Annotated in this window: 9 protein-coding genes; 3 read left to right on the plus strand and 6 right to left on the minus strand. The window is 38.0% G+C overall.

Annotated features, from left to right (window positions below; genetic code table 11):
• The 3 genes from ACQ7EO_RS12800 to ACQ7EO_RS12810 are packed head-to-tail and all read right to left on the minus strand — an operon-like array spanning nt 1 to nt 7,418.
• Entirely contained in the window at nt 1–3,096 is a 3,096-nt protein-coding gene (locus ACQ7EO_RS12800; RefSeq protein WP_434277514.1) for an efflux RND transporter permease subunit, read from the minus strand.
• Complete coding sequence (locus tag ACQ7EO_RS12805) at nt 3,093–6,206, minus strand: multidrug efflux RND transporter permease subunit (RefSeq protein ID WP_434277515.1); 3,114 nt, start codon at nt 6,204–6,206, stop codon at nt 3,093–3,095. The genes ACQ7EO_RS12800 and ACQ7EO_RS12805 overlap by 4 nt, the downstream gene beginning before the upstream one ends.
• Before the next feature lie 3 nt (nt 6,207–6,209).
• Nucleotides 6,210–7,418, minus strand: a complete 1,209-nt coding sequence (locus ACQ7EO_RS12810) for an efflux RND transporter periplasmic adaptor subunit (protein ID WP_434277517.1) — start codon at nt 7,416–7,418, stop codon at nt 6,210–6,212.
• Nucleotides 7,419–7,718: 300 nt separating this feature from the next.
• On the opposite strand from ACQ7EO_RS12810, the gene ACQ7EO_RS12815 reads away from it, so the two are divergent.
• From ACQ7EO_RS12815 to ACQ7EO_RS12825, 3 genes are all read left to right on the plus strand, one after another.
• Nucleotides 7,719–8,240, plus strand: a complete 522-nt coding sequence (locus ACQ7EO_RS12815) for an RNA polymerase sigma factor (protein WP_434277518.1) — start codon at nt 7,719–7,721, stop codon at nt 8,238–8,240.
• A gap of 254 nt (nt 8,241–8,494) precedes the next feature.
• Nucleotides 8,495–10,711, plus strand: coding sequence for a TonB-dependent siderophore receptor (locus ACQ7EO_RS12820; protein ID WP_434277519.1), 2,217 nt, complete (start codon nt 8,495–8,497; stop codon nt 10,709–10,711).
• A 227-nt stretch (nt 10,712–10,938) separates the two neighbouring features.
• A complete protein-coding gene (locus tag ACQ7EO_RS12825) occupies nt 10,939–12,183 on the plus strand; it encodes a transposase (RefSeq protein WP_262086299.1) in 1,245 nt (414 codons plus the stop codon).
• 761 nt (nt 12,184–12,944) lie between these two features.
• Here the strand turns inward: ACQ7EO_RS12825 and ACQ7EO_RS12830 are convergent.
• The 3 genes from ACQ7EO_RS12830 to ACQ7EO_RS12840 all read right to left on the minus strand — a co-directional run bounded on the left by ACQ7EO_RS12830 (nt 12,945) and on the right by ACQ7EO_RS12840 (nt 16,307).
• Complete coding sequence (locus ACQ7EO_RS12830; RefSeq protein WP_434277520.1) at nt 12,945–15,002, minus strand: TonB-dependent receptor domain-containing protein; 2,058 nt, start codon at nt 15,000–15,002, stop codon at nt 12,945–12,947.
• Nucleotides 15,003–15,508: 506 nt separating this feature from the next.
• Nucleotides 15,509–15,688: a ribbon-helix-helix protein, CopG family gene (locus tag ACQ7EO_RS12835; RefSeq protein WP_004721206.1), complete on the minus strand. Its 180-nt coding sequence runs from the start codon at nt 15,686–15,688 to the stop codon at nt 15,509–15,511.
• A gap of 262 nt (nt 15,689–15,950) precedes the next feature.
• Nucleotides 15,951–16,307 (minus strand): hypothetical protein, encoded by a 357-nt coding sequence (locus ACQ7EO_RS12840; protein ID WP_004721210.1) that lies wholly within the window; start codon nt 16,305–16,307, stop codon nt 15,951–15,953.
• Between the last annotated feature and the right edge of the window lie 377 nt (nt 16,308–16,684).

Below are 16,684 nucleotides of genomic sequence, written 5' to 3' on the forward strand. Positions count from 1 at the left end.
TCAATGAAGTGCGTATTTATTTTTTAATTTCAAACAAGATTCAGCACATTTTTCCAACACCAAATACAAGACAGGCGTTGTATACAATGTCAACAATTGACCCAAGGCTAAACCACCTACAATGACCACCCCCAAAGGCTGACGTAGCTCTGCCCCTTCTCCCCAGCTAAGTGCCAGTGGAATTGCACCCAGTAACGCGGCAGTATTGGTCATCAGAATTGGACGGAAACGAAGTGCTGCGGCAGATAAAATAGCCTGATATGCAGTCTTGCCTGCTCTTCTTTCTAATAAAGTAAAATCAATTAAAAGAATGGCATTTTTTACAACAATTCCGATCAATAAAAACATGCCCAAGAGTGCAATTAAGGTGAATTGGAAATTAAATAACCATAAAGTCAACAAAGCCCCCAAAGCCACTGCGGGTACTGTCGATAAAATTGTCAACGGATGAACCAGACTTTCATAGGTAACCCCGAGAACGATATAAATAAGTAAGATCACCACACAGACAAGTAACGGCGTAGATAAACCAGCCTGCAAACTTTCTGCCTCGACATCTTTATCTGTCATGATAAAAATTTCATTGGGTAACATGACTTCGGGTAAGACACTACGAATAGCTGCATCCGCTTGTTCATAGCTATAGCCTTGTTTAACCACATAACCAATCCCCATTGCGGCATATTGGTTGCGTCGATAAACCCGATCATTGGTGATGCCATAAGACCATGTGGCAAAATTACTGAGTGGTACAGCAATGCCTTGTTGGTTTGGAATGCGTACATTTGCCAGCGCTTCAGGGTGTTCAGTAAAGTGTTTATCGACTTCCATCACCACATAAAACTGTTGGGTTTGATCATAAATAGTCGAAATTTGGCGCTGCGAAAATGAGTTATTGAGTACACTTGAAATATTGTCTATATCCACACCCAAACGACGTGCTGCTTCACGGTCTATGTCTAAAGTCACATGCTGAGCACCTTCATCGCCCATGGTTTCAACTTCTTCTAACTCTGGAAGCTTCTGCATTGCCTGAGCAACTTTAGGTACCCACTGACGTAGCAACGTAACATCATCAGATTGCAGTAACAACAAATAATCTTGCCCACTTCCACTTGAAAATGGATCATCCAATTCTAGCTCCTGTTTGACTTGTGCAGAAAAAATCGCACCTGCCAGCCATGGGGCATTTTTTTTAATTCTGTCTACAATTTCATGTGAAGATTTGCCATCTCGCTCTGCTTTGGGTTTTAAACTCACCATTAAAAAAGAATTGGTGATTCCGCCAGCACCACCAGACGTACCAATCACATCTTTGACTGCGGGATCCTTTAATAGACTTTCGCTAAAGGTGGCGATTTTAGGCTGCATAATTTGAAAGGAGAAGCCATCATCCCCCCGAATAAAAGCTTCAACCCGTCCAGTATCTTGCTCAGGTAATACTCGTTTGGGTAATGTTTGATAGACATATACAGAGGCAGCGATTGCACCGCCCCATAGCAGAATGACCAAATAACCATGTTTAATCATCCATTTCAGTGAATGCAAATAGAGTTGACTCAAACCCTGCATCAAGCGATGGCTATAGCGATATAAAGCCTGGTGTTGATAACGCTCCAATGGTTTTAAACAGCGTGCAGATAAGCTTGGCGTAAGGACTAGGGAGACAAATACAGATAAAATAATGATAAAAATCAGTGTTAAAGAAAACTCTCTAAACAATCGTTCGATTACACCTCCCATAAATAGCACGGAAATAAAGATCACCACCAAAGCCAAATTCATTGCCAGCAAGGTCAGACCGACTTCTCGAATACCATTTAAGGCAGCCTGTATAGGCTGTTCACCCTGTTCTATATGACGTTCTATGTTTTCCAAAACCACAATTGCATCATCAACCACAAGTCCAATCGCAACAATCACCGCCATAATCGACAAGTTATTCAATGAAAATCCAGCGAGATAAACCAGACTGCATGCGCCAATCAAAGTCACCAGCAAAGCAATACTTGGTACAAGAGCACTTTGCAGACGACCTAACATCAGAGCAACCACAATAATCACCAAAAGCATGGAAAATAATAAAGTATCTCTTGCTTCATTTAAGCCTGCTCGAATAATTTCTGATCCATCCATCACTGTGGTCAGTTGCGAATCTGCTGGAATTAATCTGCTTAACTCTGGTAGTTTTTCTTTGATCTTTTCAATTGTGGCAACGGTATTTGCATTGGGCTGACGGCTGATTTTGATAATGACCGCGGGTTTACCATTGTGAAAACCACTTACATAACGGTTTTCGACCGAATCCTGTACCTCAGCCACATCTTTTAAACGGACAACGGTCTGACCATTTTGATGTACGATCAAATTGGCAAAATCACCCGCTTTTTTTAAATGACTTGGAAGCTCAACTTGCCAACGCAACTGTTCAGTTTCAATTACCCCTAAGGGTTGTACTGTATTACTTTTTACAATCGCTTCACGAACTTGCTCCAAAGACACCCCTTGTGAAATCAAGGCATTTGGATTGAGTTGAATTCGCACAGCTGGCATAGATGCCCCGTCAATGACAACTTCCCCAACCCCATTAATTTGCGCAAGATTTGGCTGCAGCTGATTGCTGGCAATTTCATAGAGTTTGCCCGCAGAAAGATGTTCTGAACTCAAAGCCAAATAAAAAATTGGACTCTGGCTTGGATTGATCTTGAAATATTCAGGAGGGCTTGGCATTCCAGAAGGCAGCTGTGACATCGCAGCATTGATTGCAGCTTGGACCTCTCTGGCGGCTTCATTGATGTCAGTGTTTAAATCAAAATGCAAAACCACTTGGGTTGCGCTTTGATTACTTGAAGAATTAATCGCTTTTACCCCTGAAACGCCCATCATGGCACGCTCTAACGGCGTCGCCACGGTGGCAGACATGCTTTCAGGACTTGCACCCGGTAAATTTGCTCGCACCACAATCGTTGGAATATCTGCCTGTGGTAAAGCGGCTACAGGTAAGCGAAAATAGGCCAATATACCCAATAATACAATTGCGATTCCCAGTAAAATACTCGCAACAGGTCGGTGAATAAAGGTCGAGAGAAAGGTCAAAACTCTCTCCTTGTCGTATCATGATCTGTGGGTAAATCATCTACAGATATATCTGAATTGGAGTGTTGCAATGAATATTGCAGACGATCAAAAAATAAATAAACCACTGGTGTCGTAAATAACGTCAGGACTTGACTTAAAATCAGACCACCCACCATGACGATCCCAAGAGGCTGACGTAATTCAGCCCCTGAACCCGATGCAAGCATCAACGGAATTGCCCCAACCAGTGCCGCAAGTGTGGTCATTAAAATTGGGCGAAAACGCATTAGTGCAGCTTGATAAATCGCTTGCTGTGCTGACAATCCGTCATGACGTTGTGCAGCCAAAGCAAAATCCACCATCATGATGCCATTTTTCTTGACCAGACCAATCAATAAAATGATTCCAATCAAGGCAATCATATCCAATGGCCGATTGACCATAAACAATGCCAACAAAGCACCAATTGCAGCAGAGGGCAAGGTAGAAAGAATGGTTATCGGGTGAATAAAACTTTCGTACAGAATACCTAACACAATGTACATGGTCACTATTGCTGCAATCACCAACCAGAACGTATGTTGTTGCGAGTTATCATAGGCAGCGGCTGCACCTTGCAGTTTTACTTTGACTTCTGGTGGTAAATTTAGACGCTGTTGTACGCGATCAATCGCTTTGATCGCATCCCCGAGCGCGACCCCTGATGCAAGATTAAAAGATATCCCATTGGCTGGAAATTGTGATTGCTGTTGCAGAATAATAGGCACGCGTTTTTGCACAATATTGGCAACGGAACTGAGTAATATCGGTTCTCCTTGCTTATTGTGAATATAGGTTTGCCCTAAAGCATTTATACCTTGAGTGAATGTTGGGTCAAGTTCTAAAACAATACGATATTGATTAGATTGCGTGTATAAAGTTGCAATCTGGCGCTGCGCAAATAAATTTTGTAAAGCTAAACTGATATCTTCAATGTTTAAACCCAAACGTGCTGCAGCATCTCGATTGACATCAATAAATGCTTGTAAGCCTTGTCCGCCCTCTTCACTGGTGACTTGGGCAAATTCAGCTTGTTGTCGTAAAGCATCAACAAATGTAGGGGTCCATTCGGCTAAATCTGTCGTTTTAGCAGCGCTTATACTCAGTTGATATTGAGTACGACTAATTTTATCTTCAATACTCAGCTCTTGTACTGGTTGCATCCAGCCTTGAATCCCTTCAACTTGAGCGAACTGTCCTCTAAGTCGTGCCATAATTTGATCTACAGGATCTCTTTCAGCATGCGGCTTTAGATTAATTAAAATACGTCCATTACTCAGTTTTGGATTATTGGCATCTATACCAATAAATGAAGACAAACTTTCCACAGCAGGATCTTTTAAGATCTGCCCCGCAAGTGCTTGTTGACGCTCACTCATGGCTTGGAATGAAATATCATCAGGCGCTTCAGTCACCACCTGTATGACCCCACTGTCCTGTACAGGGAAAAAGCCTTTGGGAATCATCCAATACAGCAGACCTGCTAAAATGACGCTACTCAACATCACCGCAAGAGTCAGTATTTGATGCCGAAAAACCCACTGTAAAGTTTTACCGTATTGCTGGATAATTCGATCTAGACTCCAGCGACTGTGTGAACTGGAATGATTTGCATTTTTTAATAAATATGCGCACATCATTGGCGTCAATGTGAGTGATACCACCAATGAAATTGCGATTGCTGCTGCTAAAGTGACAGCAAATTCATGGAACAGACGCCCAACCACATCCCCCATAAACAGTAATGGGATTAATACTGCGATTAGGGAAATCGTCAGGGAAATTAAGGTAAAGCCGATTTCTTTAGCCCCTTTGAGCGCGGCTTGTAATAAGCTTTCTCCGGCCTCTCGATGTCGTGCAATATTTTCCAACATCACAATTGCATCATCGACTACAAAACCTGTCGCAATGGTGAGTGCCATTAAAGTCAGATTATTGACAGAAAAGCCTAAAAAATACATGACGACAAAAGTACCAATAATCGACAGTGGTACGGCAATGCTGGGAATAATCGTAGCGGATAAATTTCTTAAAAATAAAAAAGTCACCATCACCACCAAGCACACGGCAAAAACCAATTCTTTTTGCACATCATCAATGGAGCTGCGAATACTCTCAGTTCGATCGGTTAACACTCGAATTTTGACATTTTCAGGCAGATTCTTTTGTAGTTCAGGCAATATTTGCTTAATCTGATCTGCAACTTGAATCACATTGGCATTCGGTTGGCGCTGTACATTGACTAAGATTGCAGCTTGACTGCCTGCCCAAGCCGCCATATAGCGATCTTCGCTCCCTTCTATGACTTTTGCCACATCTCTAAGACGTATCGGTGCGCCATTGTTCCAGCGTAAAATTAGATTTTCATAATCTGCAATCGAACGAATCTGATCATTGGCATCCAACATGGTGGTGCGATATGGTCCATCAAAGCTGCCTTTGGGTTGATTTGCATTGGCAGAATTAATTGCGGATCGCACATCTTCAGCACTCATTTTATAGGCAGCAAGTGCCGCAGCATTCATTTGCACGCGTATTGCTGGACGTTGCCCACCCGCAAGGCTAACCATTCCGACACCTGAAAGCTGAGAAAGCTTTTGTGCAACTCGGGTGTCCACCATGTCGTAGACTGTTGTTAAAGGTAAAGTTTCTGAGCTGAGGGCAAGGGTAATCACAGGAACATCAGCAGGATTTACTTTACGGTAAATCGGTGGTGCTGGTAGATCATTGGGTAATTTACTACTGGCGGTACTGAGTGCTGACTGTACTTCCTGTTCAACGACACCAAGCTCTGCGCTCAGTTCAAACTGCAAGGTAATAACAGATGCGCCCACTGAACTACTGGAAGACATTTGCTTTAAACCAGCAATTTTGCCCATTTCTCGTTCGAGTGGTGCGGTGATTGTGCGTTGTACCGTATCGGGATTGGCACCAGGTTGAAAAGTATAGACTTGAATAATTGGATAATCGACCTGTGGCAAGGCAGAAACAGGTAGCAATCGCCAAACCAAGAAACCACTCAACAGCAGTGCTATCATCAATAATGTGGTTGCGACTGGACGTAAAATAAAGAACCGTGAAATATTCATGATTTATCCAGCAGTTGGCTTGGCCGTAGAAATTGGCTGTTGATTTTCTGCAACAATTTGAACTTCTTTGCCTTCCGAAAGACGATCAATTCCTTCAAGTACTACTTTTTCGCTACCCTTTAATCCGTCTAAAACTTCAATTTGACCATTTGAGGTCATCCCCAGTTTTAACATGCGAATTTCGGCTTTGTTTTGCGGATTGATAATATAAACATAGCTGCCTTTTGCACCATGTTGTACGGCATCACTCGGGATACTGATTGCATTTTGAATGGTTTGAGTCTTTAAACGCACATTGACAAACTGATTTGGAAATAAAGCATCATCCTGATTTGTAAAAATTGCTTTTATTTTTAAAGTTCCAGTACTGATATCAATCTGATTATCTATTGCTTGTACATGCCCTAACGCTAGTTGTTTTTGTTCTGTTTTATCCCAAGCACTTACCAACACCTTATCGCCATTTTTTAAGGATTGACGCAGATTTACTAAATGGTTTCCTGCCACTGCAAATTGCACAAAAATTGGATGCACTTGAGTGATACTGACTAAACCAGCACTTTCATTGGCTTGAATAAGGTTGCCAGCATCTTTCTGCCTAAATCCAACCCGCCCCTCAATAGGTGCATAAATTTTAGTATAAGACAGCTGTAGTTTTGCAGCATCTACTTGCGCCTTGTTCGCCTGTATCTGACCTTTAAGCTGGTTGACCAGCGCCAATTGCTGTTCTACTTGTTGTTTCGCAATCGAATCTTGTTTAAACAGCAATTGATAGCGCTGCAACTCTGTTTCAGCATTGTGCAACTGTGCTAAATTCTGCTGCCGTGTTCCTTCAGCCTGTGCAAGTGCGACCTGAAATGGCGCTGGATCAATTTGTGCAAGGAGCTGTCCTTTTTTTACGGTTTGCCCTTCTTTAAAATAAATCTGCTGTAAAACCCCAGCAACCTGACTTTGTACATTCACAGTATGCGTAGGAATGACTGTACCAATTGCTTTGATTTCAACCTGTAAATCTTGTCGTTGTACTGGCACAGTTCGTACGGGTACAGGTTTACTCCATTGGCTATATTCCTCTACGGGTTTGGATGAGGTTTTTTTCCAATAGAAGCCTGCTAGTCCGAAAATAATCAGCAGCATAAATCCAATTAAATATTTAAACTTACGGCCAATAAAACTTTTTTTTGGGTTTACATTTACAGATGGCTTACTCATAAAAACTCTTATTCATACAGTCGCAGAACGATCAAAATTTACAATTGCGAAATAAATAAAGTGAAATTTCAAAGTTATTCATCATTTATCAATTAGATAATTAAAGTGAAATTTCACAAGTACCAACCACCCATCCCATTAATAATCAAGAATAAATAGTCTTTTAGCTCGCTAATTATCATGTTGCATTTTGTAATTTCTATTATTGCATTTAATAATCATTATCACTATCATTATTTTCAACACCTCCCTTTAACCAATAAAACTCCATGTTGTTGGCTTTTCAAACAGGCAACGCTTATGAATTTGAACGTACAAAAGCAGCAATGGTTTGATCATATTTATCAAGACCATCGAAATACTTTACTTTTGTGGTTCAAACATAAACTTCACAACCATCACCACTCTGAAGATCTTAGTCAGGAAGTTTTTTATCGTGCATTAAAAAGTAACTACTGTTTTGAAAATATTAGAGAACCCAAAGCATGGTTATTGGGAATTGCGAAACACGTGATTATTGATCATTGGCGCCACCAACAAGTTGAACACTTATATCTAGATGCACTAATACATACACCACAGGATGGCTATCCATCTGTAGAACATGAAATATGTATTCGAGAAAGTGTCTATCAAGTTCAACAAACGCTAGAAAAGCTACCCGAACGCGTCGCACAGGTTTTTTTATTATCACAAATGGAAGATATGACTTACCGCGCAATCGGTGAAAAACTTAATATTTCTGAAGCCACAGTAAAACGAGATATGAAACAAGCTTTTTTAGCCTGTTCTAGTATTTATACTACGACATTTAACTCATAATCTTTTTACTTATAAAACAAACGATTCAATAAAAATAAGTAGATAAAGCCGATTAGGTATATTTAAAAATCCATCTCGAACTTACATGACATCGATCTATTGATCATACAAATAGTTAAAACCCTCTCCCCTATTCGCGCCTGCTCGCTATTGTTGTTACATCCAACGATATCCCTCATTTAAATCATAAAAAAATGAGCTTTTTTTAAAATAAAAACGACTAAGTAGATGAATATGACTCATACGAGAATCTAATGAAGGAACATCAAAGCAAACATGCTTTAGCAATTGCAATTCGAACTGCAATTTGGGGCGGATCTATTTGTTTAATACATGGATCTGTATTTGCAGCACCGAACCCATCTGATGGCCAAGAACAAAACTCTACTCAGCTTCCTACCATCACTGTATCTGCCAATAATACCAATAGCCTTACAACCGAAGGCTCTGGTTTATATACCGCTAAAGCTACTACCGCATCAACAGGCTTGGCACTCAGCCTAAAAGAAACACCGCAATCAGTTAGTGTCATGACCCAGCAAAGAATGCAAGATCAAAACCTTACACAACTGACTGATGTTGCAAACCAAGTTGCAGGATTAACCGTTAGCCAGTCTGGAAATGTAGGTTCCGATACTTCACCAATTTATTCACGCGGTAAAAGTGTAGATAGCTATTTACTTGATGGTGTAAAACTTCTAAGTACCTACTCTTCTATTTTTCAAAGCCAAGACAGTGCACTTTTCGATAGAATTGAAGTGGTACGAGGAGCGACAGGTTTAATGACTGGTGCAGGTTCCGCCAGTGCTAGTATTAATATGGTTCGGAAAAAACCATTACAAGATTTTAAAGCATCAATCAGTACAGATCTTAGTTCATGGGATTCATACCGTTTCGATGGCGATATCTCAACACCTCTTAATCAATCGGGTACGCTTCGTGGACGTGCTGTCGTTGCTTATCAGAACTCGGACTCATACATAGATCGCTTCAATGAAGAACGCAAAGTGGCCTATGCGGTTGTTGACACTGATTTGTCAGATAAGACTCAAGCAAGTCTAGGCTTAAGCTATCAACAAATTTATATTACTGGACAAGCTCGTGGTGGTTTGCCTGCTTTTTATAGTGATGGGACACGAACAAACTGGTCGCGATCAGATTCAGCAGCACCCAGCTGGTCTTACTCAGATCGAACAACCACTTCACTCTTTGCTGATATCAATCATCAATTTAATGATAACTGGAAATTAAAGGCTTCATTAGCACGTATCATTACGGACTCAGATGAATTAGTTGGCTATGCAAGTGGTGGAACACCCAACAAAGAAACTGGTAGTGGGGTTTCGATTTATTCTACTCACTGGGCTTATAAACCAATTCAAGACTTGTTTAATGTCAGCTTAAACGGCTCATTTGATTTATTTAACCAAACCCATGATGTGATCTTTGGTTCAACATTAACCAGAAGTGAAAATAGCCAGCCGTACTTTACCAATTGGTGGATTGAGGGTTGGAGTGGAAATATTGATAATATATATAAATGGGATGGGAATACGCCTGCACGTCCAAATAATCCTGCCGTAGGATGGACCAAAGAAAATAATACAAGTTCATCATTTTATACCGCAGCTCGGTTTAAATTAAGTGATGATTTAGCACTGTTGCTGGGATCACGCTTAGAAAATTGGAAGTTAAAAAAAGAAGACAATAGCTATGAGAAAAACACAATTACAATAACCAATCGAAAAGAAGAAAATAAACTGATCCCTTATCTTGGCTTAGTTTATGATCTCAATCAAAATTGGTCTGCTTATGCAAGTTATACAAATATATTTTCTCCACAAGATCTAAAAACAAGAGCTGGGGATTATATAGACCCATTAGAGGGAAATAGTACAGAACTTGGAATCAAGGGTGCTTTTTTTGACAATCAACTTAATCTAAGTGGAGCAATCTATGAAAATAAAGAAGATAATTTTGCGGTCGCGATTCCTGAACAGCCAGATGGCTCGCATTTAGCACCTGATGGATCTCAAGCATATATAGCAGAATCTGGAACCAAGAGTCGTGGTATTGAATTAGAAGCCACAGGAAAACTCTCAGATACTTGGCAAATCTCCTCAAGCTTTGCCCGAAATTTAAGCCGAGACCGTAATGGCAAGCTATTAAACTCTAATATTCCAAGTAATACTGCCAAACTTTATACAACCTATAAACTTCCTTATCTTAATGAAGCAATAACAGTTGGCGGAGGTATTCGTTGGCAAAGTGAAATTCAATCAGCAGATCAGAAATTTACCCAGAGTGAATACAGTGTTGTTGATTTAATGGCACGTTATAAAATAAACAATAAATTAACAGCCAATCTCAATATAAATAATCTTTTTGATAAAAAGTATTATTTAACAACAGGTAATAGCTACTACGGTGCACCAATTAATTTTAGAATGGGGTTAAAATACGATTGGTAATTCGAAAAACTAATTATAATTAGTTAAACATTAGACTTCTTTCATAAGACCATTTTAAAACATAGATTGAGATAAAATCCCCCTCATCCTAGCCTTCTCCCACTGGGCATAGGTATCTACACAATTAAATCTATTTAAGTTAAATTGGAGAGCATGCTCTCCAATTTAACATTCCACACTTAGATAACCGATTAGTTAAACGCTACGGAAGTCTTGTAAAACTTAATATGAATCCACTTGCTTCATTAGCCCCAGCGCTTAAAGATATTGCCTCTACCCAAAAGACTAGCTTTGCTACAACCCAAGCAGTTTGGCGTTTCTTAAATAACGAAAACGTTTCATTTCAACAACTCAATCAGCCTCTTCAGAAACTTGCGCTTGAACAAATCGCTCTATCGAATCACCACTATGCCTTAGTTGCTCATGATTGGTCTCAACTACAATATTTCAAACATAACAACAAGTTAAATAGATTCAAAAGAACACATGCAAGTGACAAAGGCTATGAATTACAAAGCAGTTTATTAATTGATGCTGAAACGGGTTTACCCATTGCACCATTAGATCAAACTTTATGTGATGCTACTGGACGTTATTCAACATTTACTGATGGGCATAAAATAAAAGAAACCCACTTAAATGCACTATGTGAACAAATCGAACATATTGAGTCTTTACCAATAGAAAAGAAACTCGTACATATTATTGATCGTGAAGGAGATTCAATTGCTCATCTTAGATTATTGAATCAACAAGAACATTTATTTCTTATTCGAGGTAAAGAAGGAAATCGTGTTGAATATCAAGGAGAAGATGTTAAGTTAAGGGAAGTGTCAGACCAAATACCAACTACACAAACCCATACAATTCAATATAAAGGGAATTGCGAACAACTCTATGTTGGTGAAACTCAAATCAGTATTACACGTAATGCAAGACCAATGCAGAAAGACGAAACGGGAAAAAGAGTTCCACCACAAAAGGGAAAGTCATTAACCGTTCGACTGATTGTAGTTGAAGTTAAAAATAAGCAAGGAAAATCACTTTCTCGTTGGAGCTTATTAAGTAATGTATCATCAGAAATTCCAAGTATAGAATTGGCAACTTGGTATTACTGGCGTTGGAAAATAGAAAACTATTTTAAGTTGTTAAAACAGGCGGGCCATGACATTGAGTCATGGCTACAAACAACTCCGCAAGCGATATTAAGACGACTCTTAATTGCAAGTATGGCATGTGTGTTAACTTGGCGAATACAGCGAGAAAATGATGAGAAAAATTCAAGAGTTAGAGTCTTTCTAACACGTCTATCAGGAAGACAACAAAAAAGAGGAACAAGGGAAAGTGCTCCTGCAATTTTGGCTGGTCTGTCAATATTACTGAATACACTACAATTATTATCTGAACATTCGGTTGATGACCTTAAGCTGATTGCTGAAATTGCATTAGAGTCTCTACAAAAAGATGTGTAGATACCAATGCCCAGTGGGAGAAGGGACTTTCAATACCAATATGATTCACTCTACATGATCATTTTTTGATTTATCAAAGATCTTTATTGATTTAGCTTTAAATAAACCAATGAGTTAGATGTAGAGAAAGTTAACTTAAAGGTGACTTTCTCTACAAATTCAAATGTTATCAATATAACTAAAATTAACTCCTCTGCTGGTATACCTCATCTATTGTTCTTCTGTTGATTGTTAAACTACCTATATGGCAGTGAACCAGCAAAGATTCTGCAAGGTCACAATGTTTATTTTCTAAGCTGCCTATATGGCAGTGAACCTGAGCAGTTTGCATCTACGCGAACTATTGTATTTCTAAGCTGCCTATATGGCAGTGAACCTTGAGCAACCTCTAAATCTAATGTCATGGGTTTTCTAAGCTGCCTATATGGCAGTGAACTATAATTTTAAATCAAAAAATACGCTGATAACAGCAAGTTAAATATAAAAACCATAAAATACCCAAAGTTTTTTAAAAAATATATAACCTACTGATTTTATTAAACTATAAAATTATCAAAAAAATATTGGGGGAAATTTTTGGTGCGAACAAAAAATTCCTAAATACTGAAGATCATTCTTTACTATTTTATATACAGCACTTGATTCATCGAAATAAAATCACTTCCTAATAAAAATACATAACAAAAAACCATCCGAAGATGGTTTTTATAATACAAGATTTATTATTGAAGTGAAGTCAGTCTTCTCTTCAATATGATTGATTAGAACTTAAAGGTTGCGCCTACAAATACTTTTTGACGTTCAACGAAATATGCGTCTGCACCATTTGACAATTTTTTATCAAGTAAGTTAGTAAAACCACCACGTACAGTAAGCTTATCATTGACTTGATAATTACTTGCTAGATTTACGATTGTATGTGGTTTTTGCATCGTAGGAGTAGCGCTTTTATCAGTTAAATATTGCTTACCTAAATATTGCGCAGACAATTCTACATTGAGTGGATCTATCGGTTGCCAATTTAGGGCTGAATTTACCGTTAATTTTGAAGTGGTCAGTAAGGTTGCACCAGTATCTTCATTTTTTGCTTTTAAGAAATACGTTGCATTATTATTCCATTTTAGATTGTCTAAAACTGGGAAATTTACAACCATTTCTAGACCACGCGTTACTGCATTTTGAATATTTTCATTTCGAGTAAACCAAATACCACCTTCGTGACCTAACGGCGAATAAGTGATTTTATTTTTAAAATCTGTATGAAAGAATGTCAAACCTAAATCTGTACCAAAACCAGTATAATTTACACCAATTTCATAGTTTGTGCTTTCCTCAGGCTTAAGGTTTGGATTACCTGTCATAAAGCAGCTACCACCCGTATAGGTATCTGGCTTTTGCTTACTGTCATACCAAATTTTACCTCTTAACCCATTGCAACCATTCCCACCAGATTCAGTTGCCCCACCAGGAGATGATTCTTTCACAGTTGGTGCACGGAAACCTTTTGCGATCCCCCCTTTAATCACAAGATCATCCATTGGACTATAAACTAAATAACCTCTTGGACTATGATGCTCACCATATTTATCATCATGATCTAAACGATTCCCTACTGTTAATGTCAAATTATCGAGAAGTGAAATATTGTCTTCAAGAAATAATGCCCAATTTTTATTATCCACCTTAGGGTCGGTATAGCTTTTCCCATCCCAACTGCCACCAGGTAGAGTACCAATCGTATCAGTATTGGTTAATTCTTGTTTTTTCCATTGACCGCCAACAGTTAAGACTTGCTTAAACATTAGCTCAAATGGCATGGTTAAGCTACCCTCAACAATCAATTCATTTGATTTACTCGTAACCTTATTAATACTTGAATCATAATCATTGTAGTATGCGCTTAACTTAGATTTACCAATTGCCCACTCACCATCATGCGATACGCTAAATGAATTATGTTCTAATTTTTTAGCTCCCCAACTAGTCTCCTGTTCTGCACCTGTTTTGGCGTTAATTTGAGAACCTTTTTCATTCTTTTGAATACTGTGCCCTGCTTCAAAACTGAATGACTGTTTATCTGTTGCCTGATAGTGCAACATCGCATTGTAGTTTTGATCTTGAGAACCTGTGGTTCCGTTACCTGCTGAATATTTCTTATCTGCCTCTCGTTCAGTCATCCCTGCAGTCAAGCGCAGACCTAAGGTATCCGTTAATGGACCAGCAGCCATGACACCTGTTTGTAAAGAAGTTCCTAAATCAGACGAAGTTGTTGGCTGAGTATAATTTAAAGTGACATTACCGCCCCAAGCATTGGGAATCTTCTTAGTAATAATATTAATTACACCTCCCATGGCATCTGAACCATATAAGGAAGACATTGGACCACGAACGACTTCAATTCTTTCAATCATATCAGGAGTAATCCAGTTTAAATCCTGACGACCTAAATCTGGACGATAACTTACATCTCTTGAAGACCCGATGCGTTTACCATCAACTAAAATCAGTGTGTAATTGTCTGGTAAACCACGCAATTTAATCTTAGAACCTTCCTTCGAAGGACTAATTCCACCTGTTACCCCAGGGACTTTACTTAATAACTCTCCAAGACTACCCACAGGTTGTTTTTCGATATCTTCGCTTGTAATAACACTAATACTTGCTGGTGCTTCTTTAACATCTACTGCCTGACTACTCGCAGTCACTACAATTGTTTTTAACTTTGTCGCATCTTCAGAAGTATCTTTTGCATATACTGAAATTGACATTGCGGTGAGTATAGAAATTGACAGTGTTTGAAATCTTAATTGTTTATTCATGTTAATACGCAACTTAAATTAAGGAGGAATTGTGAAAGAATTGTTGCGCATTGTATTTGAGCAAAACACCAAATGCAATTGCTAATAATAATAATTATCATTTATTTAATTTTAATTTATGGTCAATTAACAGAAAAATACTTAATCATAATCATATGAAAAACAACGCTATAAAGATCAAAACCAAGCTGAAGTTTTGTCAAAAAAGAATTCAAAAAATCTATTTATCGTATTGTTTCTAGGCTTTATTTTCAAAAAAGAGCTTACAAGCCATAAAACGGCCTGTAAGCTCTCTTTTGCTTATTTACTCAATATCATCAAGCTCAAATTGGTCAGCTTTACAGAATCAAATATATTAAAAATTTATAAATATCAGAATCATCAATAATTAGTACAACATTTTTGATCAATCTTACTCAGTTTTCTCTGATTCAATATAAATAAGACCCGCTTTTCCCCCTAAAAAGCACAGTCCTATTTTTTTGATAAAATTGATAATTTAAATATTACTTTTTTGGTAAAGTCGGTTTAGTCGCGTAATCAACACCATGCTTTTCTAAATACTCACGAATCAGTTGGCGAACCACTTGTGAAGGCTTTAGATCCTGACGGTTGCACAATTCTTCAAAAGCTTCCTTTTTGTTCGGGTCTATCAAAATAGTTAATCTTGCTGTTTTATTTTCCATATCCCCAATCTCTTAATTTATTTAGAAATAGAATTCTAATAACATTTATGAGATTTTCAATGATATTTTTTTATTTTATGGTATTCATATTTATAACTTTACATTCATAGACTTAAGTCGACTATTTCACTCAAGATTTAACATCTTTATATAGCCTATATTCGGGCTGTATTTATATGCTAAATATGCATTCTATTTTCTTAGTATTGATGATTTAAAATGGCTATTACATCGTATCCAATATAATAGCCAATTGCTGCTTTTAAGAAAAATCTAACTCTTTTTCAAAAATTCGAAGTTCATGTCTTGCCATCGCTAAGTTTGATTTTTGGCGATCCAATACCAGATATAAAAATAAATCGCTATTCTTTTCAAGTGGACGTAATAAATGGTACTGCTTCCCGAGTGTGATCAAAACATCATCAATCGTATCTTTCAAATCTAGCGCTTTTGCTGTTTTAATTTTTGCTCTTAAAACTTCCGTATTTCCAGCAGCAGCAAGCTCTAAATCGATCCCCGTTCCTTGAGCGGCAAGTGATAATCCGCTTGTATAGTCTACAAGTGCTGCTGCTGTGAAGCCATCAATTTCAGCCAATGGATTTAAGTCAATTTTAGCCATTATTTTTTAACCCTTTTATTCAATATAAGATAATTTATATAGATTTATAACGCTATATAACCACATGAAAATATCATAAAATGATAATAAAATATTATATTATTATAATAATATGTGATTTTTTTAATATTTTTCAGCACCTTGACACAAAAAAGCCCTCCAATGAGGGCTCTATCAAACTTTTGTACTTTTTAACTCAGTGCTTACATCCTTATAGTAGAATTAGATCTTGCTCTTTTAGCGACTTTGATAATTTTTGTTTGTTTTATTTTTCTTAGGCAAATAGTAAATAAGAAATCAGAGAAAATAATTACAGACCCAAAATATCCAATTAATTTTTAAATCCAACACCATGATTGCATAGCATTTTTTGATAA

Source organism: Acinetobacter sp. CE-15 (genome assembly GCF_051059255.1).
Lineage (GTDB): Bacteria > Pseudomonadota > Gammaproteobacteria > Pseudomonadales > Moraxellaceae > Acinetobacter > Acinetobacter guillouiae.